This is a genomic window from Burkholderia sp. BCC0397 (assembly GCF_902832865.1).
In the GTDB taxonomy this organism is placed as follows: domain Bacteria; phylum Pseudomonadota; class Gammaproteobacteria; order Burkholderiales; family Burkholderiaceae; genus Burkholderia.
In genome coordinates this window covers 334,118-354,670 of sequence record NZ_CADFDL010000002.1, presented here as the reverse complement: position 1 = coordinate 354,670, position 20,553 = coordinate 334,118, and the positions used below count along the sequence as shown (strand labels likewise).

The window sequence follows — 20,553 nt, the reverse complement described above, 5'->3', positions numbered from 1 at the left end:
CGATTCGTTCCGGTTTCCGGATGTGTCGATGCGCGATCCTATTCCTATTCATCGGCATCACCGGTTTGTCGAACGAATGAAATACCCGCGGGTCGATCAATCATCCGGATCGCAGCGCATGGCGCCCGCAAGCGTAGAACGTAGAATCAGGTCGCCGGCATTCACTGGACGGGATTCAGGGATTCAAGGGAACGACATGAAAGGAAACCGGATCGCGGGCGTATTGCTTGCGCTCGTCACCCACGTTGCATGGGCGGAGAACTGGGTCACGCTGGGGCCCGGGCCGGCTGTCGCGCTTGATGTCGACGCGGCTTCCGTCGACCGTCACCCGGTCAATTCGTGGGTGACGGTCAGGATCGTCTATGCCGAGCCGCGCCGGTATTCGGCGCCGTTTCCGGTGAAAAGCATCGTGTCCGACTGGTCGTTCATCTGCGCGCAAAAGATCTGGGCGATGGGTAAAACGAGGATGACCGGAACCCAGCCGGGCCAGGTTTACGTTTCACGCGAGGATTCGGACGATTATCGTTTCGTCGAACGCGATTCCATTCAGACGCTGGTCATGGATTACGTGTGCAAAAAATCCGGATGACGGTTTTCGTTCAAGCGGTTTGCGCCGCGCGATGCTTGAACAAGCACGACTATCTTTTTTTGCAACGCGCGGCATCCATTCGCTTCGCTTCCCGAAGCCGGTGCGACGAAGCACCGGCCCGGGCGCGACTCAGGACGCGGCGGCCGTGGCCACTGCCTCGGCCGGACTGCCCGGCGGCTGGCCGGTTTGCCGGCGCGACCGGCCCGAGCTGAGGTACGCGGCGATCGAATCCTGCGTGATCTCGCCGAGCCACGCACCGTCGGGATCGAGCACCGGCATCCACGACACGCTGTACTGGTACATCTTCGACAGCACGATGCGCAGGTTGTCGTCCGCCGCGACGCCGGCCGGGAACGGCGTCACGCGTTCGCCGCACACGCCGCCGTCGGTGCGTGCCGCGCGGCGCGTCACGTAGCCGAGCGCCCGGCCCGCGTCGTCGAGCACGGTCAGGTAGCGGCAGTCGGTTTCGTCCATCACCGCCAGCGCGTGCGCGAGCGGCGTATCGACGCGCGCCGTTTTGGGCTGCGTGGCGGCGTCGCCGGCCTTCACGAGCAGCAGGCGCTTGAGCGTGCTGTCCTGGCCGACGAACTGCGCGACGAATTCGTCGCGCGGGCGGGCGAGCAGCGTGTCGGGGTGATCGTACTGAACGAGCTGGCCGCGCCGGAACACGGCGATGCGATCGCCCAGCTTGATCGCTTCGTCGATGTCGTGGCTGACCATGATCACGGTCTTGTTCAGTTGCCGCTGCATCTGGAAGAACTCGTTCTGGATCGACTCGCGATTGATCGGATCGACCGCGCCGAACGGCTCGTCCATCAGCAGCACGGGCGGATCGGCGGCCAGCGCGCGAATCACGCCGATGCGCTGCTGCTGCCCGCCCGACAGCTCGCGCGGATAGCGTTTCAGGTACAGCTTCGGATCGAGCGCGACCATCGACATCAGGTCGCGCGCGCGTTCGGCGCAGCGCTTCTTGTCCCAGCCGAGCAGGCGCGGCACGACGGTGATGTTCTCCTCGATCGTCATGTTCGGGAACAGCCCGATCTGCTGGATCACGTAGCCGATGTGGCGCCGCAGGTCGACTTCGTTGAGCTGCGCCGTATCCTCGCCGTTGATCAGCACGCGGCCCGACGTCGCGGCGATCAGCCGGTTGATCATCTTGAGCGTGGTGGTCTTGCCGCAGCCCGACGGGCCGAGGAACACGCAGATTTCCCCTTCGGGCACCGACAGGCTCACGGAGTCGACCGCGCGCACGGCCTGGCCGTCTTTCCGCGTGAAGGTCTTGGTCAGTTTGTCGAGTTCGATCATGTCTTCTGCACTCCCTTCGGTGTCAATGCACGTTGCAGCATCTGCAGCAGCCGGTCGGCGACGATCGCGAGCAGGCTCACGAGCACCGCGCCCACCAGCAGTTTCATCATGCTGCTCTGTCCGATCGCACGCAGGATCAGCGTGCCGAGGCCGCCCGCGCCGATCACGGCGGCGATCGTCATCACGCCGATGTTCATCACGACCGCGGTGCGCACGCCCGCGAGAATCACCGGCACCGCCAGCGGCAGCTCGACGAGACGCAGGCGCTGCCACGACGTCATACCGATGCCGGTGCCGGCTTCCTTGATCCCCGCATCCACGTTGTGCAATGCGAGGTAGGTGTTGCGCATGATCGGCAGCAGCGAATAGAGGAACACGGCCGTGATCGCGGGCGCGGCGCCGATGCCCTGGCCGAAGCGCGAGAAGAACGGGATCATCAGGCCGAACAGCGCGATGGACGGCAGCGTGAGCACGAGCGTGGCGACGCCGAGCAGCGGCCCGGCGAGCCAGTCGTGGCGATTGATCAGGATGCCGAGCGGTACGCCGGCGACGATCGCGCAGCCCACGGCGATCGCGACGAGCCACACGTGCTGCAGCGTGAGCTGCAGCAGTTCGGGCCAGCTCGAAGCGAGATAGTCGAATACGCTCATCTGTACTCCTTCAAGGTAGCGAGTGGGTGCGCAGAAACGCGTCGGCGACGTCGCGCGGCGATTGGCCGTCGAGGTCGACCGCCTTGGCCATCGCCTGCATCGCGTCGTTGTCGAGCGCAGCCGACAGCGCGTTGAGCTGCGTCGCGAGCTTCGGGTTGCGTTCGAGCGTGCCCTGGCGGACCACGGGCGTCGCGTTGTACGGCGGGAAGAAGTGCCTGTCGTCCTCGAGCGGCACGATGCCGAAGCCCTTCACGCGGCCGTCGGTCGTGTAGACGAGGCCGATATTCAACTGGTTGTTGTGCAGGGCCGTGTAGACGAGCCCCGGATCCATCTGCTTTAGTTGCGCGCGGCTGAACTGCATGCCGTAGGCGGCGAGCAGCGGCTTCAGGCCGTCGGGGCGATTCGCGAATTCGGCGTCCATGCCGAATACGTAATGCTTCGCGGCCGGATCGTTCTTCAGGTGCTCGGCGAGCTGCGACACCGTCCGGATGCCGGTGGCCTGCGCGAGCGGGCTCGGCAGGCCGATTGCGTAGGTGTCGTTGAGCGGTGACGCATCGAGCCACACGAGCCCGCGCGGCACGTCGAGCGCCTTGACGCGCCGGTACATGTCCTCGGGCGACAGCTTGTCCTGGATCTTGTTGTAGACGAGCGCCGCGGTGCCCGTGTAATCCCACATCAGGTCGAACTGGCCGTTCTCCAGTGCGCTGCGTGCGAGCGTACTGCCGAGCCCGGCGCGGACTTCGACGTCATAGCCGCGCGAGCGCAGGTATTGCGACGTGAGTTCCGCGAGCACGTATTGCTCGGTGAAGTTCTTCGCGCCGAGCACGAGCTTCGCGGCGAATGCCGGGGTGCTGGCGGCGATGCACAGCGCGCCGGCGACGCCCACGCGTGCGAGCGATCGAAGGATGCGTTGAAGCGTCATGCGGCACCTCCATGGCGTGCGAGCCAGTGACGGCTGCCGGCCGCGACGACGCCGTCCAGCACCAGTGCGAGGATCGCGGTGAGCGACGCGCCGAGCAGCAGCAGCGGCTGGTTGTCGAGATAGATGCCGGGGAAAATCAGCGAGCCGAGGCTGTCCGCGCCGATCAGGTACGCGAGCGGCGCCGTCCCGACGTTGATCGCGAGCGCGGTGCGCACGCCGCCGACGATGATCGGCAGCGCGTTGGGCAGTTCCACGCGAATCAGCGACTGCCAGCCCGTCATGCCGATGCCCTTGGCGGCTTCGCGCTGCGCGGCCGGCACGTTCTTCATGCCTTCGTACGCATTGCGCGTGACGGGCAGGAGCGACGCGAGGAACAGCGCGACGATCGCCGGCACGTTGCCGATGCCGAAGATGCCGAGCGCGATGGCCAGCACGGCGAGCGACGGGATCGTGTTGCCGATGTTGAAGACCTGCATGAAGCGCTCGGCCTGATGCTGGAATCGCGGCCGGCTCAGCAGCACGCCGGCCGGCACGCCCACGGCGATGGCCAGTGTCATCGAATAGGCGACCAGCAGCATGTGCTGGCCCGCGTAATAAGCGAGATCGTCCGAGCGCTGATGGAACGTTTCGGCGCCGATGCCGCGCGCCAATGCCCATCCCGCTGCGATGATTGCCACCAGGCTGCCCACCAGCTGGACAGTGCGTCGAGTCATGAAGATACGCCTCCTCAATCCGGTGCGGCGCGCGCAGGCGCACGCCGCGATGACGCCGAATGGCGTCGCGATGGAAGTTCGTGATCCCGGCATGGCCGCGATTGAACTGACGGAAACAGTGCTGCCGGCTGCACCGAGGTGCGGCTGGCGGTCGGGTGAACGCGACGACGCGTTCGTCTGATTGTCAGGTTCAGCCCGGCGGCGCCGTAACGGCGAGGCGCGTTCGAGCAGGGCACCGTCCTGTGAAGACGGCATGGATGCGGGCGGCTTGACGCCGACCGCTGGGGCCGGTGGCCCCTTTGACGTGGCGAAACGGATGCCTGCGCAGCGAAGTGCGAAATGACATCACGTTGCGCACGAGATCATGCGTTTTGTGATGAAGTTGAGGCGAGTATAGAGCAATCGATGGATCGCGTCTACCGTGGGGGACGCGCGCGGCGATGCGTCGGCGGGCGTGCGGTGGCGACGCGCGGGGTGAGTAAAAATTGGTTCGAAGACCGAATCAGTCGGTAAAACCGTCGTCGCGGCGCGCGCGTGCCGATCACGTTGGCCGGCAGCCGCACGATCGTCAGCGCGGTCCTCTCGCGCACGTCGAGTGCCGCGCGATATTAGACGACATCGATTCCCGCGACGCGCGTGATCGCTGAATACCGCGCATTGGATTCACTCTTCGGGGTCCGACTCCGCGCGCGGCGTCTTGCCGGTCCAGCGCCGGTATGCATGACGGAAGCTGCGCGGCTCGCTGTAGCCGAGCCGTTCGGCGATCGCGGCGACCGTCAGCGCGTGATCGTCGAGCAATCGCACGGCTTCGTCGCGACGCACGTCGTCGAGCAGCGACTGGAACGTGATGCCGTCCTTGTCGAGCCGCCGGCGCAGCGTGCGTTCGGTCAGGTGCAGCGCGTCGGCGAGCGCCGTCATCGACTTGAAGCGCACGAGGTCGCGCGCCATCAGCTCCTTCGCGCGATCGGCGAAGCGCGTGCCGACCGACGCGGCCCACTGCCGTTCGAGCACCTCGCACTGGCCGTGCAATGCATTGAAGCTGACTTCGTTCGCGAGACGCGGCGCTTCCGTGCCGTTCACCGACGTGAACACGAGCCGGTTGTCGTCCGCATTGAACACGACCGGGCAGCCGAAGTGGCGCGCATAGTCGGCCGCGTTGCGCGGCGTGCGGCGCGCGAGCTGCACCTGCTCGGGCCATACCGGCTTGCCGACGAGATCGGACACGATCAGGCGCAGGCTCGACAGGCACATGTCGGCCTGGAACACCTCGAGATCGGGCTCGCCGTTGTAGCGGCCGATGGTCACGCTCATGCCGCCTGCGTGCGCGTCGATACGGACGTCGAAATACAGCCCCATGAACAGCGGAAACTGGCCCATGCAGCGGAACGCCTGCATCACCGAGCCGCTGATCAGCATCGCGTAGCCGGCCAGGCCGAGCGTCGATACATGCAGCCGTGCGCCGATCGACAGCCCGATCGACGGCACGCCGCTGCAGCGCAGCAGGTTGCGGAAGCAACGTTGCTCCTGGCCGCGATTCACGTGCAGGTTCGGCGACGCGACTTCGTCCGCGCCGAGCCCCGTGCCTTCGAGCAGCGCGGCGCCGTCGATGTGCCGCACGCGGCACTCGTCCAGCGCGACCGCGATCGCGTGGACCGTGGCGGGAATGTCCTCCTGGCGCCCGGCCGGGCGCGCGAGGCCGAGCGCCGAACGCAGGCTGCGCTCGGCCCGGCTCTGGTTTCGTTGGGAACGGCTGTCCATGGTGCCGATGCGGTGACGGGGTCGCACTGAACATAGCCGGATTGTCCGCAAAACGCCAGTGCGGCACAGCAGCATGCAAGGCGGAACGGCACGGCACACGACCATGTGTCCGGAAATATCTCTCGATTACGTCCGCTTTTCTCATTCGTCGCCGATTTTTTGACGCACCACACTTTCTTCCAGTCGTGCCCCGCCGGCCGCGCCGGACGCACGCGTGTTGAGTCATGGACGCCACCCAAGTGAGGACAGCATGGACAACGACAGGCCAGGTCGAACCGCATCAGCCGCCGCGACGCATGACTTCGGCGCGTACGCGCAGCGCAGCGACACGGACGCCCGCAAGCCGCACCTGCTCGGACTCTCGACGCTGGTGATCTTCGGCCTCGCATACATGCTGCCGATGACGGTATTCACGACCTACGGCCTCGTCACGAGCGAGACGAACGGGCATCTGACGGCCGCGTATGCGGTCACGCTGGTCGCGATGCTGTTCACCGCGCGCAGCTACGGCCACATGGCGCGGCTGATGCCGAGCGCCGGGTCGGCCTATACGTTCGCGAGCCGCAACTTCGGCACGTCGGCCGGCTTCATGGTCGGCTGGGCGTTGCTGATGGACTACCTGTTCATCCCGATGATCAGCTACCTCGCGATCGGCATCTACATGAAGCAGATTTTTCCGGCGGTGCCGGCCAGCGTGTGGATCGTCGGCAGCATCGCGCTGGTCACCGGGCTGAACATCGTCGGCATCCGGCTCGTCAATCGCGTGAACCTGATCCTGATCGCGAGCCAGCTCGTGTTCATCGCGGTCTTCGTCATCGCGTCGGCGCACGTCGCGGCCGGCGAAGGACTGTCGACGGCCGTCGCGTGGCCGTCGTCGGGCGACGCGCACGCGATCTTCGCCGGCTCCGCGATTCTGTGCTTGTCGTTCCTCGGCTTCGATGCGGTCACCACGCTGTCGGAGGAAACGCGCGAGCCGCGGCGCACGGTGCCGCGCGCGATCCTGCTCTGCACGCTCGCGAGCGGCCTGCTGTTCATGCTGATCGCGTATGCGGGGCAGGTGGTGTTTCCGGACTGGCACGCGTTCAAGGATCTCGATTCGGCCAGCCTCGAACTGATGCGGCGGGTCGGCGGCCGCACGCTGGCGGCGTTCTTCGTCGCGGTGTACGTCGCCGGCTGCTTCGCGAGTGCGATGGCGGGCCAAGCGAGCGTGACGCGCGTGCTGTTCGCGATGGGCCGCGACCGCGTGCTGCCCGAATGCGTGTTCGGCCATCTGCATGCGCGGCTGCGCACGCCGGTGCGCGCGACGCTCGCGGTCGGCGTCGTGTCGCTGTCCGCGCTGTTCATCACGCTCGATCTCGCGTCGACGATGATCAGTTTCGGCGCGCTTGTCGCGTTCGCGATCGTGAACCTGTGCGTGATGCGCAGCTATCTGGGCCGGCCCGAGCATCGCCATGCCGCGGGCTGGATCGCATACGGCCTGATGCCGGCGATCGGCTTCGCGATGAACGTGTGGCTGTGGTCGGGGCTGTCGCGCCAGACGTTCTACGTCGGCATCGGCTGGCTCGTGCTCGGCCTCTGCCAGCTCGTGTGGCTGACGCGCGGCTTCACGCGCCCGGCGCCGACGCTGTCGATGAACTGAATGACCGGCTGTGCGATGCCGGTTCTGAAACCCTGAAGGAGGAGTGATCCATGAACGCTGTTGACGTCAATCTCGATGCGGATCTGCAGGCGCTCGGCAAGCGCCACCTGCTGATGCACTTCACGCATGCCGATGCATACCGCGAGAACGCGCTGACCGTGTTCGACCGCGGCGAAGGCTGCTGGCTCGTCGACCGCAACGGCAAGCGCTATTTCGACGGGCTGGCCGGGTTGTACTGCGTGCAGGTCGGCTACAGCCACGGCGCGGAGATCGGCGATGCGATCCGCGAGCAGATGGTGCGGCTGCCGTTCGCGACCAACTGGGGCGTTGGCCACGAACCGGCGATCCGGCTCGCGCACCAGCTCGCGACGCTCGCGCCGGAAGGACTGAACCGCGTGTTCTTCACGTCGAGCGGCTCGGAGTCGAACGAGGCGGCGATCAAGCTGGTGCGCCAGTATCACCAGTCGCGCGGCGAGCCGCAGCGGCGCAAGTTCATCGCGCGGCGCGTCGCGTATCACGGCACGTCGTTCGGCGCGCTCGCGCTGAACGGGATGACGAACTTCCGCAAGCATTTCGAGCCGCTGATGTCGGGCGTGCGGCACGTCGGCAACACGAAGCGCTACGGGCGCCCGGTGGGCGAAACGGAAGCGCAGTTCACGCGCCATCTGCTCGACGAGATCGAATCGCTGATCGTGCAGGAAGGGCCGGACACGGTCGCGGCGATCGTCGTCGAGCCGTTGCAGAACGCGGGCGGCAGCCTGACGCCGCCGGCCGGCTACGCGGCCGGGCTGCGCGACATCTGCGACCGGCACGGCGTGCTGCTCGTGGCCGACGAAGTGATCTGCGGGTTTGGCCGGCTCGGCGAGTATTTCGGGTCGGCGCGCTACGGGCTGAAGCCGGACATCATCACGTTCGCGAAAGGCATCGCGTCGGGCTACGTGCCGCTCGGCGGCGTGATCGCGAGCGATGCGGTCGTCGACACGGTGCTCGACGGGCCGCAGCAGATGTTCCTGCACGGCGCGACGTACGGCGGCCATCCGGTCGCGTGCACGGCCGCGCTCGCGAACCTCGCGATCATGGCGCGCGAGGGTGTGCTCGCGAACGTTCGCGACAACGAAGCGGTGTTTCGCCGGACGCTCGACGGGCTGCTCGAACTGCCGTGCGTCGGCGATGTGCGCGGCGACGGCTATCACTACTCGCTCGAGCTCGTGACCGACAAGGCCGCGCGCCGCTGGGCGGCCGGCATCAGCGCGCAGGCGTTCGTGTCGACGATGCTCGCGCCGGCGATCTTCGACGCGGGGCTGCTGTGTCGCGCGGGCGTCGATCACGAAGGTACGCCGATCGTGCAGTTCTCGCCGCCGCTCGTGATGTCGCGCGACGAGATCGTGTGGTTCGTCGCGCAGATCCGCGACATCCTCGTCGATACCTACGCACGGGCGATGCGCTGAGCGCGACATCCTTCATTTCAGGAGCATTCGATGCGAACGTCACAACAGTCCTACGTCGACGGCCAGTGGCTCGATCCGGCCGATGCGCGATCGATCGACGTGATCGATCCGGCCACCGCGCGGCCGTATGCCCAGCTCGCGATCGGCGGCGCGGCCGATGTCGACCGTGCGATCGGTGCGGCGAAGCAGGCCTTCGATACCTATTCGCGCTGGTCGGTGGACGAGCGCGTCGCGCTGCTGAAGCGCGTCCTCGAGATCTACCAGCGCCGCTACGAGGAGGTCGCGCAGACGATCAGCCAGGAGATGGGTGCGCCGATCGCGTTCGCGCGGACGATGCAGGCCGCGGTCGGCACCGCGCACCTCGAACAGACGATCCGCGCGCTGCGGTCGTTCCGCTTCAGCACGCAGACCGATTCGCTGCTGGTGTCACACGAGCCGATCGGCGTGTGCGCGCTGATCACGCCGTGGAACTGGCCGATCAACCAGATCGTGTGCAAGGTCGCGCCGGCGCTGGCGGCCGGCTGCACGATGGTGCTCAAGCCGAGCGAGATCGCACCGTTCAGCGCGATCCTGTTCGCGGAGATCCTGCACGAAGCGGGCGTGCCGCGCGGCGTGTTCAATCTCGTGCACGGCTACGGACATGAAGTGGGCGACGCGCTGTCGCGGCATCCGGATGTCGACATGGTGTCGTTCACGGGCTCGACGCGCGCGGGCGTCGAGGTCGCGAAGGCGGCGGCCGACACCGTGAAGCGCGTGCACCAGGAGCTTGGCAGCAAGAGCCCGAACCTGATCCTGCCCGATGCCGATATCGAGGATGCGGTCACGCGCGGCGCGCGCAGTTGCTTCAGCAACAGCGGCCAGTCGTGCAACGCGCCGACGCGCATGCTCGTGCACGTCGATCATCTGGGGCGGGCCGAGCAGGCGGCGCGCCGTGAAGCGGAACGCACCGTCGTCGGCGATCCGCGTTCGACGGAAACCGGCATCGGGCCGGTGGTCAGCCGCACGCAGTTTGATCGCATCCAGCATTTTATCCGGCTCGGGATCGAAGAGGGCGCGACGCTCGTCGCCGGCGGCCCCGGCCGGCCGGAGGGGCTCGCGGACGGGTTCTACGTGCGGCCGACGGTGTTTTCGAACGTGACGCCGCGCATGACGATCGCAACGGAGGAAATCTTCGGGCCGGTGTTGTCGATCCTGACCTACCGGACCGAGGACGAGGCCGTCGCGCTCGCGAACGATTCGGTCTACGGGCTCGCGGCCTACGTGCAGTCGAAGGATCTCGAGCGCGCGCGCCGGATCGCGGCGCGGTTGCGCGTCGGCAACGTCCACATCAACTACCCGGCGTGGAACCCGGCCGCGCCGTTCGGCGGCTACAAGCGTTCGGGCAACGGGCGCGAGTATGCGGAGTTTGGTCTCGTCGAGTATCTGGAAACGAAGGGTACGACCGGGTACACGGCAGGCGGCGCGTGATGACGACCTGATCGCCCGGAAGAACCGCGCGGCAAATGTGCCTCCGTGGGTGCCGATGCTGCTCGCGGCGCTCGGCTGCGGAGCGTTGCCGCCACCCTGGCGCGGCAGGAGTCCCGGGCCGCCGCGAAGCGGTCGGCCTTGACTCCACGCCGCGTGTGCCGCCGCTCAGCGTTCTTCCGGATCCGCCGCGGCCGCATCGGGTCCCGCAACGGGCGCGGCGGCGGCCCGCCTGCGGATCTCGGAATCGAGGATCAACCGCCCGCGCAGCTTGCCTTTCATCCGCTTCACGTGCTTGGGCGCCTCGGTCATGTGCTCGACCATCAGCGCACGGACGCGCTCGGCATCGCGCTCGCGCGCGGCCTGCAGGATCGCCTTGTGGATCGACACGTTCGCTTCGCCGAAGCGCTTGTGCTCGACGAGCGGCGTATCGTTCCGGAACTCGATCAACTGCCGGATCATCTCGTTGATCAGTTCGCAGCTGAAGCGCAGGAACGGATTGGGATTCGCGGCCGCGAGGATGTCGTGGAACGTCGTGTCCTCCTGCCGCTGGCGCAGCATGTGGCCGCGATCGTGCACACCCGACGCGCCGTCGCAGCACGCGATGTTCGATTCCAGCGCCGCGAAGTCGCGCTCCGTCAGGTGCGGCACGGCGCCGGCGGCCAGCTCGGGTTCGAGCAGCTTGCGCACCGTATAGATGTCGTCGATCGACACGTCCTTGAAGAACAGATAGTTCTGCAGGAGCTGAAGCGTGCGGTCGAGCGGCACCTCGACGACCATCCCGCCGCCCGACGGCCCGGTCGTGACCTTGATGAGCCCCTGCACCTCGAGCGACTTCAGCGCCTCGCGGATCGTGCTCTTGCTCACCGCGTAGAGCTGCTGCAGCTCGGCCTCGCGCGGCAGGCGGTCGCCCGGCTTCAGGTCCTTCTCGGTGATCAGCCGCTTGATCTCCTCGGCGACGAGATCGGCCCGCTTCGGCTGCTTGATTTCGACCGCGAGGCCCGCCCTGGCTCGGTCCATGACCATCTTCACGACTCCTTTGTCTGGCTGCGCGCCGCGTCATCGTCGACGACCGGTCCCGGCGCGGGTACGGAATTTTGCCTGATTGACACCAATTTTGATCAACTCTAGCATCAGGTTCATTCTATTTATCATGATAAATAGGATCAACCGGCGGCGCGCATCCTGGCATGGCGTGGGCACGGTTTGGCAGTCGGTCGTATCGCGTGTGTCCCCCCATCAAGAGGAGCGTCAACTTGAATCGCCGAGAACTGTTGAAACTGGCCGCGCTGTCGGCCGTGCCGGGCGCGCTCGGCAGCATGTCGTCCCGTGCCGCGTTCGCGCAGGGCTCGCCCATCCAGCTTGCATGCCCGGTGCCGATGTCCGGCCCGTTCGCGGCCAACGGCAAGTACGCCGATCTCGGCATGCAGCTCGTCGTCAAGCAATACGGCAAGGTGCTCGGCGCGCCGCTCGCCTATACGGCGCTCGACACCGAGGGCAAGCCTGCGACCGCCGTGCGGCGCGTGCAGGAAATCGCGCAGCAGAAGGGCGTGCGTTTCTTCGCGGGCGGCATCCTGTCGTCCGAATCGCTGGCGATGGGCAAGGAAGTCCAGAAGGCGGGCGGCGTGTTCATCACGACGGCCGGCGCGGACGAGATCACCGGCAAGGATTGCAATGCGGCGACCTTCCGCTGGTCGGTGCCGACCTTCGGCGCGATCGAGCAGACGGTGCGCCCGTTGATCCAGATGCTGCCGAAGGCGAAGCGCTGGTACACGATCACGCCGCAATACGTGTTCGGCGACGGCCTGCTGTCGGCCGCGAAGGCGGTCTTCAAGGAGAAGGGCATCGAGCACGTCGGCAACAGCTATCACTCGCTCGCCGAAAAGGAGTTCAGCGGCTACCTGACCAATGCGGCGGCCGCGCAGCCGGACGTGCTGCTGATCCTGAACTTCGGCTCGCAATCGTCGGACACGCTGCGCCAGGCTGTCAGCTTCGGCATGAAGCGCAACTGCACGATCCTGCTCGCGTGGGCCTCGGGCCTTGAGCAGTTCGAGGCGCTCGGGCCGGACATCTGCGACGGCGTGTATTTCGGCGCGCAGTACTGGCACGGCATCGATTCGCCGCTGAACCGCGATCTCGTGAAGCGCGCGAACGCCGCGTTCAACGCGAACCCGAACTACAGCCTCGCGGGTTCGTACATCTGCTCGAAGATCCTGATCGACGCGATGGTGAAGGCCGGCAGCGCCGATCCGAAGAAGGTCGTCGCGGCGATGGAAGGGATGAAGTACGACGGCCTCACGGGCCCGGAGGAAATCCGCAAGGGTGACCACCAGGTGCTGAAGAACTACTACCTGCTGAAAGGCAAGCCGAAGAGCCGGATGAAGAACGCGGACGACTACGCCGACATCGTCAGCTCCGGCCAGTCGTTCCTGCCGGTCGACAAGACGGGCTGCAAGCTCGCGTGAGCCCGTGCATGCGTTCGCGGCACATCGCGCGCCGCGGGCGTCCGTTACCTTCCTTTCCGACACGGAAGCCATGAACGTCTATCTGCTGCAGATCGTCAACGGCATCGGCGTGGGCATGCTGTATTTCCTGCTCGCCGTCGGGCTGTCGATCGTGTTCGGCCTGCTGCGCTTCGTGAACTTCGCTCACGGCGCGTTCTACCTGCTCGGTGCGTATCTCTGCTACCAGGCGCTGCAATGGTCGGCGAATTTCTGGGTCGCGCTCGCGATCGTGCCGCTCGTGGTCGGTGCGTTCGCATGGATCGTCGAGAAGCTGGTGCTGCGTCACGTGTACGCGCAGCAGCATGAATTCCACATCCTCGCGACGGTCGGCCTCGCGCTCGTGCTGCAGGAGTGCGCGATCCTCGCGTGGGGGCCGCTCGGCGACAACGTGCCGCCGCCCGACGCGCTGAACGGCGTCGTGATCTGGGGCGGCTTCGTCTACCCGAAGTACCGGCTGTTCGTGATCGCGTTCACGGCCGTCCTCGCCGCGTTGCTGTGGTGGGTGCTCGAAGGCACGCGGCTCGGCAGTACGGTGCGCGCGGGCAGCGAATCGACGGAGATGGTGTCGCTGCTCGGCATCAACGTGACCCGCGTGTTCAGCCTCGTGTTCGCGCTCGGCGCGGCGACGGCCGCGCTGGCCGGCGTGCTCGCCGCACCGATCCGCGGCGTCGATCCGTTCATGGGTATCGAGGCGCTCGGCGTCGCGTTCGTCGTGGTCGTCGTCGGCGGGATGGGGAATTTTCTCGGCGCGCTCGTCGGCGGGCTGCTGGTCGGCATCGTGCAGAGCCTGATGAGCACGCTGTGGCCGGAAGGCGCGCGGCTGATGATCTATGTCGCGATGGCGGCCGTGCTGCTGCTGCGTCCGAACGGTTTGCTGGGGAGGGCCGCATGATCGATTCGTCGAAACCGCTGCCGCCTGGCACGGCAGCGTCACAACGCCGGCAGCCGTGGCGCGGCGTGCTGCAGCGGCCCGAAGGCTGGCTCGCGGTGGTGGCCGCGTGCGTGCTGCCGCTGGTATTGAGTTCGGGCTCGCTCGCGACCGAGGTGCTGGTGTTCGCGCTCGCCGCGCTCGGCTGCAACCTGCTGCTCGGCTACACGGGGCTGTTGTCGTTCGGGCAGGGCATCTTCTTCGGGCTCGGCAGCTACACGGCGGGGCTGGTGCTGACGCGTGGCGTCGCATCGGTGAGCGTCGCACTGCTTGCGGCCGCGGTGCTCGGCGCCGTCGCGGCCGCACTCGTCGGCTGGTTCTCGATCCGGCAGCGCGGCACTTATTTCGTGATGCTGACGCTTGCGTTCGGGCAACTGTTCTATTTCCTCGCGTATACGACGCCGGATGTGACGGGCGGCGACAACGGGCTGCTCGACATCCCGCGCCCCGCGCTATCCGCGTTCGGGCATCCGCTCGTCTCGCTCGATTCGCCGTGGCGCTACTACGGCTTCGTCGCGGTGCTGTTCGTCGTGGTGTTCTGGCTGCTGCTGCGCGTATCGCGCTCGGTGTTCGGCCGGACGCTGCTCGCGATTCGCGACAACGAGGCGCGCGCGGCGGCGGCCGGTTACGACGTGAAGCGCTTCAAGCTCGCGGCGTTCGTGATCTCGGGCGCGGTCACGGGCCTGGCGGGCGCGTTGCACGCGTTGATGACGGGCATCGCGCCGTTGTCGAACATCGACTATCACACGAGCGAGATGATTCTCGTGATGACGGTGATCGGCGGCACGGGCAACCTGTTCGCGTCGGTGCTCGGCGCGGCGTTCTACGTGCTGTTCGCGGACTGGCTGGCGACGCTGTGGCCGCGCTGGCTGCTGCTGCTCGGCCTCGTGCTGATCGCGGTCAGCCTGTTCATGCAGCGCGGGTTGTGGGGGCTGGGCGAACGCATCGTGGCGTCGCTGCGGCGTAGCGATCGCACGGCGGCCACGGTCAAGGAGCGGCAATGAGCGAAGCGATTCTCGAAGCGCGCGGCATCGTCAAGCGCTACGGCAAGTTCACGGCGCTGGGCGGCGTCGATCTGCGCATCATGCCGCGCACCGTGCATTCGGTGATCGGCCCGAACGGCGCGGGCAAGACGACGCTGTTCCACACGCTGACCGGCACGCTGCCGATCACGTCGGGCTCGATCCTGTTCGACGGTCACGACGTGTCGCACGAACCCGATCACAAGCGCGTGCGACGCGGCATCGCACGCTCGTTCCAGGTGACGAGCCTGTTTCCGAACCTCAGCGTGCGCGAGAACCTGCGCGTCGCCGCACAGGGCGTCGAATCGCGGCGGGCGCTGAATCCGTGGACGCCGCCGCGCGGTGCGCTCGCGCATGACGGCATCGTCGACGACGTACTCGAGCGGCTCGGCCTGCAACGCTTCGCCGACACGGCGTCCGGCGTGCTGTCGCATGGCCAGCAGCGCCGGCTCGAGGTCGGCATGGCGCTGGCGGCGCGGCCGCGCGCGATCTTCCTCGACGAGCCGACGTCGGGCATGGGCATCGACGATCTCGCCGACATGAAGGCGCTGATCCGCGGCCTGCGCGACGACTACACGGTCGTGCTGATCGAACACAACATGGGCATCGTGATGGACATCTCGGACACGATCACGGTGATGCAGCAGGGGCGCGTGCTGGTCGAAGGCAAGCCCGACGCGATTCGCGGCGACGCGCGCGTGCGCAGCGCGTATCTCGGCAACATGATCACGGGAGGCCGGGCATGATGCTCGACGTGAAGGAGGTGCACGCCTGCTACGGCAAGAGCCACGTGCTGCAGGGCGTTTCGCTGAACGTGAACGAAGGCGAGACGGTGACGCTGCTCGGCCGCAATGGCGCGGGCAAGTCGACGACGCTCAAGGCGATCGCGGGCGTCGTCGCGCCGACCGGCGGCACGGTGACGTTCGCGGGCCGGCCGGTGTCGGGGCAGCCCGCGCATCGGATCGCCGCGGGCGGCCTTTGCTTCGTGCCCGAGCATCGCGGCGTTTTCCGGCTGCTGTCGGTCGAGGAAAACCTGCGGCTCGGCGCGCGCCGCGATTCGCCGTGGCAGCTCGACGATATCTACCGGATCTTTCCGCGCCTGAAGGAGCGTCGCCGCAACGGCGGCGCGCAGTTGTCGGGCGGCGAGCAGCAGATGCTCGCGATCGGCCGCGCGCTGATGAATCATCCGCGGCTGCTGATGCTCGACGAGCCGGTCGAGGGGCTTGCCCCGGTGATCGTCGAGGAGATCGTCGAGCAGTTGAAGCGGATCAAGGCGGCCGGCGTCGCGATCCTGCTCGTCGAACAGAACCTCGAAGTGTGCACGCAGCTCGCGGACCGCCACTTCGTGATCGAACAGGGCGTGATCGTCTACGAAGGCAGCAACGCGGCGTTCGCGGCCGATCACGACGTGAAGGACCGGTACCTGGGCGTCGGTGTCGCATGAGCCGTGCCCTTTCAATGCGAGGAATGGCAACGATGCAAGTACAGGATTCGACTCCGGGCGTCGCGGCGTCCGGCTTGCGCGTCGACGGCGCGCGGCTGTGGGACAGCCTGATGCGTCTCGCGCGGATCGGCGCGACCGACAAGGGCGGTGTGTGCCGTCTCGCGCTCACCGAACTCGATCGCGACGCGCGCGACCTGTTCGTCGCATGGGCGAAGGAAATTGGCTGCACGGTGCGCGTCGACGCGATCGGCAATATCTTTGCGCGTCGCGCGGGCGAACGGGACGACCTGCCGCCCGTGGCGACGGGCAGCCATATCGACACGCAGCCGACCGGCGGCAAGTTCGACGGCAACTACGGCGTGCTGGCCGGCCTCGAGGTGCTGCGTACGCTCGACGCCGCCGGGGTGCGCACGCGCGCGCCGCTCGAGGTGGCCGTCTGGACCAACGAGGAAGGCTCGCGCTTCGTGCCCGTGATGATGGGCTCAGGCGTGTTCGCGGGTGCGTTCACGCTCGACCATGCGCTCGCGCAATGCGACCGCGACGGCGTGTCGGTGCGCGACGCGCTGGCCGCGATCGGCTATGCGGGCGATGCGGATGGTGGGCACGGAGCGCATCCGGTCGGCGCGTATTTCGAAGCGCATATCGAGCAGGGGCCGGTGCTGGAGGCGCATGACACGACGATCGGCGTGGTCGAGGGCGCGCTCGGACAGCGCTGGTACGACGTAACCGTCCACGGGATGGAGGCGCATGCGGGCCCGACGCCGATGGAGCTGCGGCGCGACGCGCTGCTGGTCGCGGCCGATCTCGTGCGGGCGGTGAACGGCATCGCGCGTGCGCATCCGCCGCACGGGCGCGGCACGGTCGGCTGGGTCGACGTGCACCCGAATTCGCGCAACGTGATTCCCGGCCGCGTGACGCTGACCGTCGACCTGCGCGCGGCCGACGACGCGACGCTGGCGGCAATGGATGCGGAATTGCGCGCGGCATGCGCGGACCTGGGCGCGGCGGCCGGGATGCGGATCGACATCGAGCCGGTCGTGTACTTTCCGCCGCAGCCGTTCGATCCGGCGCTGGTCGAGCAAGTCCGCGCCGGCGCGCGCGCGCTTGGGCTGTCGTCGATGAGCGTGATCAGCGGCGCCGGCCACGATGCGGTGTATCTCGCGCGCGTCGCGCCGACCGCGATGATCTTCGTGCCGTGCAAGGACGGCATCAGCCACAACGAGATCGAGGACGCCGATCCGGACCATCTGGAAGCCGGCTGCAACGTGCTGCTGCACGCGATGCTGGGCGCGGCCGGGATCGCGGAGGGCCGTGCGCAATGAAGATCCTGATCGCCCGGATGAACCACGAGACCAACACGTTCTCGCCCGTGCCGACGCCGCTCGCCGCGTTCGGCCGCAACGGCCCCGACTGGGGCGACGACGCGTATCGCGCGAATCGCGGGATGCGCACCGCGATGGCCGCGTTCATCGACGCGGCCGAGCGCGAAGGCGCCGACATCGTGACGCCCGTGTCGGCGGCCGCGAACCCGAGCGGGCCGGTCGCGGCCGCCGCGTATGCGGCGATCTGCGATGCGATCGTCGCCGCCGCGCCCGGTTGCGACGCGGTGATGCTCGACCTGCACGGCGCGATGGTCGCCGAGCAGAGCGCGGACGGCGAGGGCGACCTGCTCGCGCGCGTGCGCGCGGCGCTGCCCGATGCGCCGATCGCGGTCGCGCTCGACCTGCACGCAAACGTCACGCAGACGATGATCGATCACGCGGACGTGATCGTCAGTTTCAAGACCTATCCGCACGTCGACATGGCCGAGACCGGCGAGCATGCGGCGCGGCTGCTGCTCGACCGGCTGCACGGCCGCGCACGGCCCGTGCTCGCATGGCGGCAGCCGCCGCTGATGACGTCGACGCTGCGCAGCGCGAGCGCCGAAGGCGCGATGCGGCGCGCGGTGGAAGCCGCGCGCGCGGCCGAGGCCGACGGGATGCTCGCGGTGTCGATCCTGCCCGGCTTCTCGCTCGCGGATATTCCCGCGCCGTGCATCAGCGTGGTCGTGGTGGCCGACGGCGACCGCGCCGCCGCCGATGCGGTGGCCGAGCGCATCGCGCGGCAGATCTGGGACGCGCGCGACGAATTCGTCTATCGCAGTGCGCCGCTCGCCGAATCGGTCGCGCAGGCCGCGGCGCTCGCCCATGGCGCGGACCGCCCGGTGCTGATGCTCGATCACGGCGACAACTGCATGTCGGGCGGCCCGTGCGACACGATGGACCTGCTCGAAGCCGCGCTCGCGCACGGGCTCGACGGGATCGTCAGCGGGCCGTTGTGCGACCCCGAAGCCGTCGCGGCGCTGATCGACGCGGGCGTCGGCGCCACCGTCACGGTGCCGATCGGCAACCGCCTGCCGTCGCACGGCGGCGTGCGGCGCGAACCGTTTCGCGCGACCGGCATCGTGCGCGCGATCACCGACGGCGAATACGTGATTACCGGGCCGACGTACACCGGGCAGCGTGCGTACATGGGCCGCGCGGCCGTGCTCGACATCGGCACGGCCACGCTCGTCGTCACCGAGCGCACGCAGGAGCCGTGGGATCTCGGCGTGTTCGAGAGCGTCGGCGTCGATCCGCGCCGCGCGCGCTTCCTGCTGCTGAAATCGCGGATGTATTGCCGGCCGGTGTTCGTGCCGATTGCGTCCGCGCTGGTCGAATGCGACAGCCGCGGCGTGACGGGCTCGGACTTCGGGCTGTTCCGCTACGCGCGGCTTGCGCGGCCGGTGTATCCGCTCGACGACATCGTCGAGTGGTCGTCGGGCACGCGACGCACGGATTGACGGAACCGAACCGGGAACGAGACGCCGGGCGCGCGCGCTTTCGGGCATCATGCGATGGCGCCGGCCCGTCGGGCAGCAGGGTCGGGCAATCCATTGCGTCCGCAACCGATCCGGAGAACCGACCGTCATGCATTCGAATCCTTTCCGCCTGCGCAGCGCGCGCCTGCTCGCCGCGCTGACCCTCGCCACGACGGCCGTTGCCGTGCACGCCGCCGACTGGATCGTGTCCGGCAACGACGGCAAGTACCAGCGCGTCGAGGGCCGCGATACCTATCTGCCTTCCCCGCCCGCCGACACGCTGACGCTGCTCGACGCCAGCACGTTCCCGCCGAAGGTCGCGCTGCAGGTCGACGTCGAGAACGGCATCCAGGGGCCGCCGCAGGCCGTCGCGATCACGCCCGACGCGAAGCTCGCGCTGGTCGGTGCGCCGACGCGCTATGACACGGCCGCGAAGCAGCTCGTGCTCGACACGTTCCTGCAGGTCGTGAATCTCGACACCGCGCCGCCCGCGATCACGCGCCTCGAGCTCGGCACGCATCCGCAAGGGATCGCGATCGACCGCTCGGGCCGGCTCGCGCTCGTCGCCAACGTCGACGGCAGCGTGTCGATCCTGCGCATCGACGGCACGCAGGTGACGCTCGACGGCACCCTGAAAATCGGCAAGAAGCGGCTGGCCGGAATCAGCTTCACGCACGACGGCAAGCATGCGCTCGTGTCGCTGCGCGACGAGCAGGGCGTCGCGGTGCTGAACGTCGACGACGGCAAGGTGACCGACAGCGGCACGCGCCTGAGCACGGGCGTCGCGCCATACACGATCGACGTGTCGAGCGACAACCGCTGGGCCGTCGTCAGCAACGTCGGGCTCGCCGGGCTGCCGGGCTATACCGGCACGCTCGCGGGCGACGCCGATTCGGTCGCGCTGATCGACGTGTCGCGCGTGCCGTTCCGCACGGTCCAGTATTTGACGGTGCCGTCGCTGCCGGAAGGCGTCGCGATTTCGCCGAACGGCAAGTGGATCGCCGTGCAGGCGATGGACGGCTCGAACCTGACGGCCGACAACCCGGGCCGCCACAAGCTTGGCAAGGTGCTGCTGTTCGAGATCCGCGACGGGCAGGCCGTGAAGGTGAGCGAAGTGCCGGGCGGCGAAGCCGCGCAGGGCATCGTGTTTACCGCCGACAGCCGGCACGTGATCGTGCAGTTCAACGTCGAACGGCAGCTTGCGCTGTATGCGGTCGAAGGCGGCAAGCTGCGCGATACGGGCAAGCGGATCGCACTGACGGGCGGGCCGTCGTCGTTGAGGACGTTGCCGCGCTGACGGGGGAGCGCGGCGTGTGGACCCGCCGTGA

General features: G+C 67.8%; 19 protein-coding genes. 13 read left to right on the top strand and 6 right to left on the bottom strand.

What is annotated here, in order from left to right; all coding sequences use genetic code 11:
* Positions 1 to 28 precede the first annotated feature (28 nt).
* Complete coding sequence (locus HWX03_RS06730) at positions 29 to 589, top strand: surface-adhesin E family protein (protein WP_175870760.1); 561 nt, start codon at positions 29 to 31, stop codon at positions 587 to 589.
* Positions 590 to 718: 129 nt separating this feature from the next.
* Here the strand turns inward: HWX03_RS06730 and HWX03_RS06725 are convergent, their stop codons facing one another.
* From HWX03_RS06725 to HWX03_RS06710, 4 genes are read right to left on the bottom strand one after another with little or no spacing between them, the layout of a single operon-like run.
* Positions 719 to 1,894 (bottom strand): ABC transporter ATP-binding protein, encoded by a 1,176-nt coding sequence (locus tag HWX03_RS06725; protein WP_175870759.1) that lies wholly within the window; start codon positions 1,892 to 1,894, stop codon positions 719 to 721.
* The gene (locus HWX03_RS06720; protein ID WP_174429108.1) at positions 1,891 to 2,544 is read right to left on the bottom strand and encodes an ABC transporter permease; all 654 of its coding nucleotides are present in this window, start codon (positions 2,542 to 2,544) and stop codon (positions 1,891 to 1,893) included. Before HWX03_RS06720 ends, HWX03_RS06725 begins: the two co-directional genes overlap by 4 nt.
* A 10-nt stretch (positions 2,545 to 2,554) precedes the next feature.
* The gene (locus HWX03_RS06715; protein ID WP_175870758.1) at positions 2,555 to 3,466 is read right to left on the bottom strand and encodes a glycine betaine ABC transporter substrate-binding protein; all 912 of its coding nucleotides are present in this window, start codon (positions 3,464 to 3,466) and stop codon (positions 2,555 to 2,557) included.
* The gene (locus HWX03_RS06710) at positions 3,463 to 4,179 is read right to left on the bottom strand and encodes an ABC transporter permease (RefSeq protein WP_174429110.1); all 717 of its coding nucleotides are present in this window, start codon (positions 4,177 to 4,179) and stop codon (positions 3,463 to 3,465) included. The genes HWX03_RS06715 and HWX03_RS06710 overlap by 4 nt, the downstream gene beginning before the upstream one ends.
* On the opposite strand from HWX03_RS06710, the gene HWX03_RS06705 reads away from it, so the two are divergent.
* Positions 4,178 to 4,360 (top strand): hypothetical protein, encoded by a 183-nt coding sequence (locus HWX03_RS06705; RefSeq protein ID WP_174429111.1) that lies wholly within the window; start codon positions 4,178 to 4,180, stop codon positions 4,358 to 4,360. The genes HWX03_RS06710 and HWX03_RS06705 overlap by 2 nt on opposite strands.
* Positions 4,361 to 4,842: 482 nt before the next feature.
* Here the strand turns inward: HWX03_RS06705 and HWX03_RS06700 are convergent, their stop codons facing one another.
* The gene (locus tag HWX03_RS06700) at positions 4,843 to 5,937 is read right to left on the bottom strand and encodes an AraC family transcriptional regulator (protein WP_175820860.1); all 1,095 of its coding nucleotides are present in this window, start codon (positions 5,935 to 5,937) and stop codon (positions 4,843 to 4,845) included.
* 250 nt (positions 5,938 to 6,187) lie between these two features.
* Here HWX03_RS06700 and HWX03_RS06695 point away from each other — a divergent pair, with 250 nt between their 5' ends.
* Genes HWX03_RS06695 through HWX03_RS06685 form a run of 3 tightly spaced genes read left to right on the top strand, consistent with a single transcriptional unit; the run spans position 6,188 to position 10,491 of the window.
* Positions 6,188 to 7,576: an APC family permease gene (locus tag HWX03_RS06695; RefSeq protein WP_175870757.1), complete on the top strand. Its 1,389-nt coding sequence runs from the start codon at positions 6,188 to 6,190 to the stop codon at positions 7,574 to 7,576.
* 50 nt (positions 7,577 to 7,626) lie between these two features.
* Entirely contained in the window at positions 7,627 to 9,024 is a 1,398-nt protein-coding gene (locus HWX03_RS06690) for an aspartate aminotransferase family protein (protein WP_175870756.1), read from the top strand.
* 30 nt (positions 9,025 to 9,054) lie between these two features.
* Positions 9,055 to 10,491 (top strand): aldehyde dehydrogenase family protein, encoded by a 1,437-nt coding sequence (locus HWX03_RS06685; protein ID WP_175870755.1) that lies wholly within the window; start codon positions 9,055 to 9,057, stop codon positions 10,489 to 10,491.
* A gap of 165 nt (positions 10,492 to 10,656) precedes the next feature.
* Here HWX03_RS06685 and HWX03_RS06680 read toward each other — a convergent pair whose 3' ends face one another.
* The gene (locus HWX03_RS06680) at positions 10,657 to 11,514 is read right to left on the bottom strand and encodes an FCD domain-containing protein (protein WP_175870754.1); all 858 of its coding nucleotides are present in this window, start codon (positions 11,512 to 11,514) and stop codon (positions 10,657 to 10,659) included.
* Positions 11,515 to 11,744: 230 nt separating this feature from the next.
* Here HWX03_RS06680 and HWX03_RS06675 point away from each other — a divergent pair, with 230 nt between their 5' ends.
* The 8 genes from HWX03_RS06675 to HWX03_RS06640 all read left to right on the top strand — a co-directional run bounded on the left by HWX03_RS06675 (position 11,745) and on the right by HWX03_RS06640 (position 20,522).
* Complete coding sequence (locus HWX03_RS06675; protein ID WP_175870753.1) at positions 11,745 to 12,953, top strand: ABC transporter substrate-binding protein; 1,209 nt, start codon at positions 11,745 to 11,747, stop codon at positions 12,951 to 12,953.
* Positions 12,954 to 13,023: 70 nt separating this feature from the next.
* Positions 13,024 to 13,884 carry a branched-chain amino acid ABC transporter permease gene (locus tag HWX03_RS06670; RefSeq protein ID WP_027786383.1) on the top strand — a complete coding sequence of 287 codons (861 nt, stop codon included), beginning with the start codon at positions 13,024 to 13,026 and terminating at the stop codon, positions 13,882 to 13,884.
* Positions 13,881 to 14,924 (top strand): branched-chain amino acid ABC transporter permease, encoded by a 1,044-nt coding sequence (locus tag HWX03_RS06665; protein ID WP_175870752.1) that lies wholly within the window; start codon positions 13,881 to 13,883, stop codon positions 14,922 to 14,924. The genes HWX03_RS06670 and HWX03_RS06665 overlap by 4 nt, the downstream gene beginning before the upstream one ends.
* Positions 14,921 to 15,688, top strand: a complete 768-nt coding sequence (locus tag HWX03_RS06660) for an ABC transporter ATP-binding protein (protein ID WP_175820868.1) — start codon at positions 14,921 to 14,923, stop codon at positions 15,686 to 15,688. Before HWX03_RS06665 ends, HWX03_RS06660 begins: the two co-directional genes overlap by 4 nt.
* A complete protein-coding gene (locus tag HWX03_RS06655; protein ID WP_175870751.1) occupies positions 15,685 to 16,386 on the top strand; it encodes an ABC transporter ATP-binding protein in 702 nt (233 codons plus the stop codon). Before HWX03_RS06660 ends, HWX03_RS06655 begins: the two co-directional genes overlap by 4 nt.
* 32 nt (positions 16,387 to 16,418) lie before the next feature.
* Positions 16,419 to 17,708 (top strand): Zn-dependent hydrolase, encoded by a 1,290-nt coding sequence (locus tag HWX03_RS06650; RefSeq protein ID WP_175870750.1) that lies wholly within the window; start codon positions 16,419 to 16,421, stop codon positions 17,706 to 17,708.
* Positions 17,705 to 19,207 carry a M81 family metallopeptidase gene (locus HWX03_RS06645; RefSeq protein WP_175870749.1) on the top strand — a complete coding sequence of 501 codons (1,503 nt, stop codon included), beginning with the start codon at positions 17,705 to 17,707 and terminating at the stop codon, positions 19,205 to 19,207. Before HWX03_RS06650 ends, HWX03_RS06645 begins: the two co-directional genes overlap by 4 nt.
* Positions 19,208 to 19,334: 127 nt before the next feature.
* Positions 19,335 to 20,522: a beta-propeller fold lactonase family protein gene (locus tag HWX03_RS06640; RefSeq protein ID WP_175870748.1), complete on the top strand. Its 1,188-nt coding sequence runs from the start codon at positions 19,335 to 19,337 to the stop codon at positions 20,520 to 20,522.
* The last annotated feature ends 31 nt before the right edge of the window (positions 20,523 to 20,553 follow it).

Excerpts from the sequence above, each read along its gene's own strand:
- HWX03_RS06730 (WP_175870760.1), top strand. The coding sequence starts at position 29 with ATGCGCGATCCTATTCCTATTCATCGGCATCACCGGTTTGTCGAACGA.
- HWX03_RS06725 (WP_175870759.1), bottom strand. The coding sequence starts at position 1,894 with ATGATCGAACTCGACAAACTGACCAAGACCTTCACGCGGAAAGACGGC.
- HWX03_RS06720 (WP_174429108.1), bottom strand. The coding sequence starts at position 2,544 with ATGAGCGTATTCGACTATCTCGCTTCGAGCTGGCCCGAACTGCTGCAG.
- HWX03_RS06715 (WP_175870758.1), bottom strand. The coding sequence starts at position 3,466 with ATGACGCTTCAACGCATCCTTCGATCGCTCGCACGCGTGGGCGTCGCC.
- HWX03_RS06705 (WP_174429111.1), top strand. The coding sequence starts at position 4,178 with ATGAAGATACGCCTCCTCAATCCGGTGCGGCGCGCGCAGGCGCACGCC.
- HWX03_RS06710 (WP_174429110.1), bottom strand. The coding sequence starts at position 4,179 with ATGACTCGACGCACTGTCCAGCTGGTGGGCAGCCTGGTGGCAATCATC.
- HWX03_RS06700 (WP_175820860.1), bottom strand. The coding sequence starts at position 5,937 with ATGGACAGCCGTTCCCAACGAAACCAGAGCCGGGCCGAGCGCAGCCTG.
- HWX03_RS06695 (WP_175870757.1), top strand. The coding sequence starts at position 6,188 with ATGGACAACGACAGGCCAGGTCGAACCGCATCAGCCGCCGCGACGCAT.
- HWX03_RS06690 (WP_175870756.1), top strand. The coding sequence starts at position 7,627 with ATGAACGCTGTTGACGTCAATCTCGATGCGGATCTGCAGGCGCTCGGC.
- HWX03_RS06685 (WP_175870755.1), top strand. The coding sequence starts at position 9,055 with ATGCGAACGTCACAACAGTCCTACGTCGACGGCCAGTGGCTCGATCCG.
- HWX03_RS06680 (WP_175870754.1), bottom strand. The coding sequence starts at position 11,514 with ATGGTCATGGACCGAGCCAGGGCGGGCCTCGCGGTCGAAATCAAGCAG.
- HWX03_RS06670 (WP_027786383.1), top strand. The coding sequence starts at position 13,024 with ATGAACGTCTATCTGCTGCAGATCGTCAACGGCATCGGCGTGGGCATG.
- HWX03_RS06665 (WP_175870752.1), top strand. The coding sequence starts at position 13,881 with ATGATCGATTCGTCGAAACCGCTGCCGCCTGGCACGGCAGCGTCACAA.
- HWX03_RS06660 (WP_175820868.1), top strand. The coding sequence starts at position 14,921 with ATGAGCGAAGCGATTCTCGAAGCGCGCGGCATCGTCAAGCGCTACGGC.
- HWX03_RS06655 (WP_175870751.1), top strand. The coding sequence starts at position 15,685 with ATGATGCTCGACGTGAAGGAGGTGCACGCCTGCTACGGCAAGAGCCAC.
- HWX03_RS06650 (WP_175870750.1), top strand. The coding sequence starts at position 16,419 with ATGCAAGTACAGGATTCGACTCCGGGCGTCGCGGCGTCCGGCTTGCGC.
- HWX03_RS06645 (WP_175870749.1), top strand. The coding sequence starts at position 17,705 with ATGAAGATCCTGATCGCCCGGATGAACCACGAGACCAACACGTTCTCG.
- HWX03_RS06640 (WP_175870748.1), top strand. The coding sequence starts at position 19,335 with ATGCATTCGAATCCTTTCCGCCTGCGCAGCGCGCGCCTGCTCGCCGCG.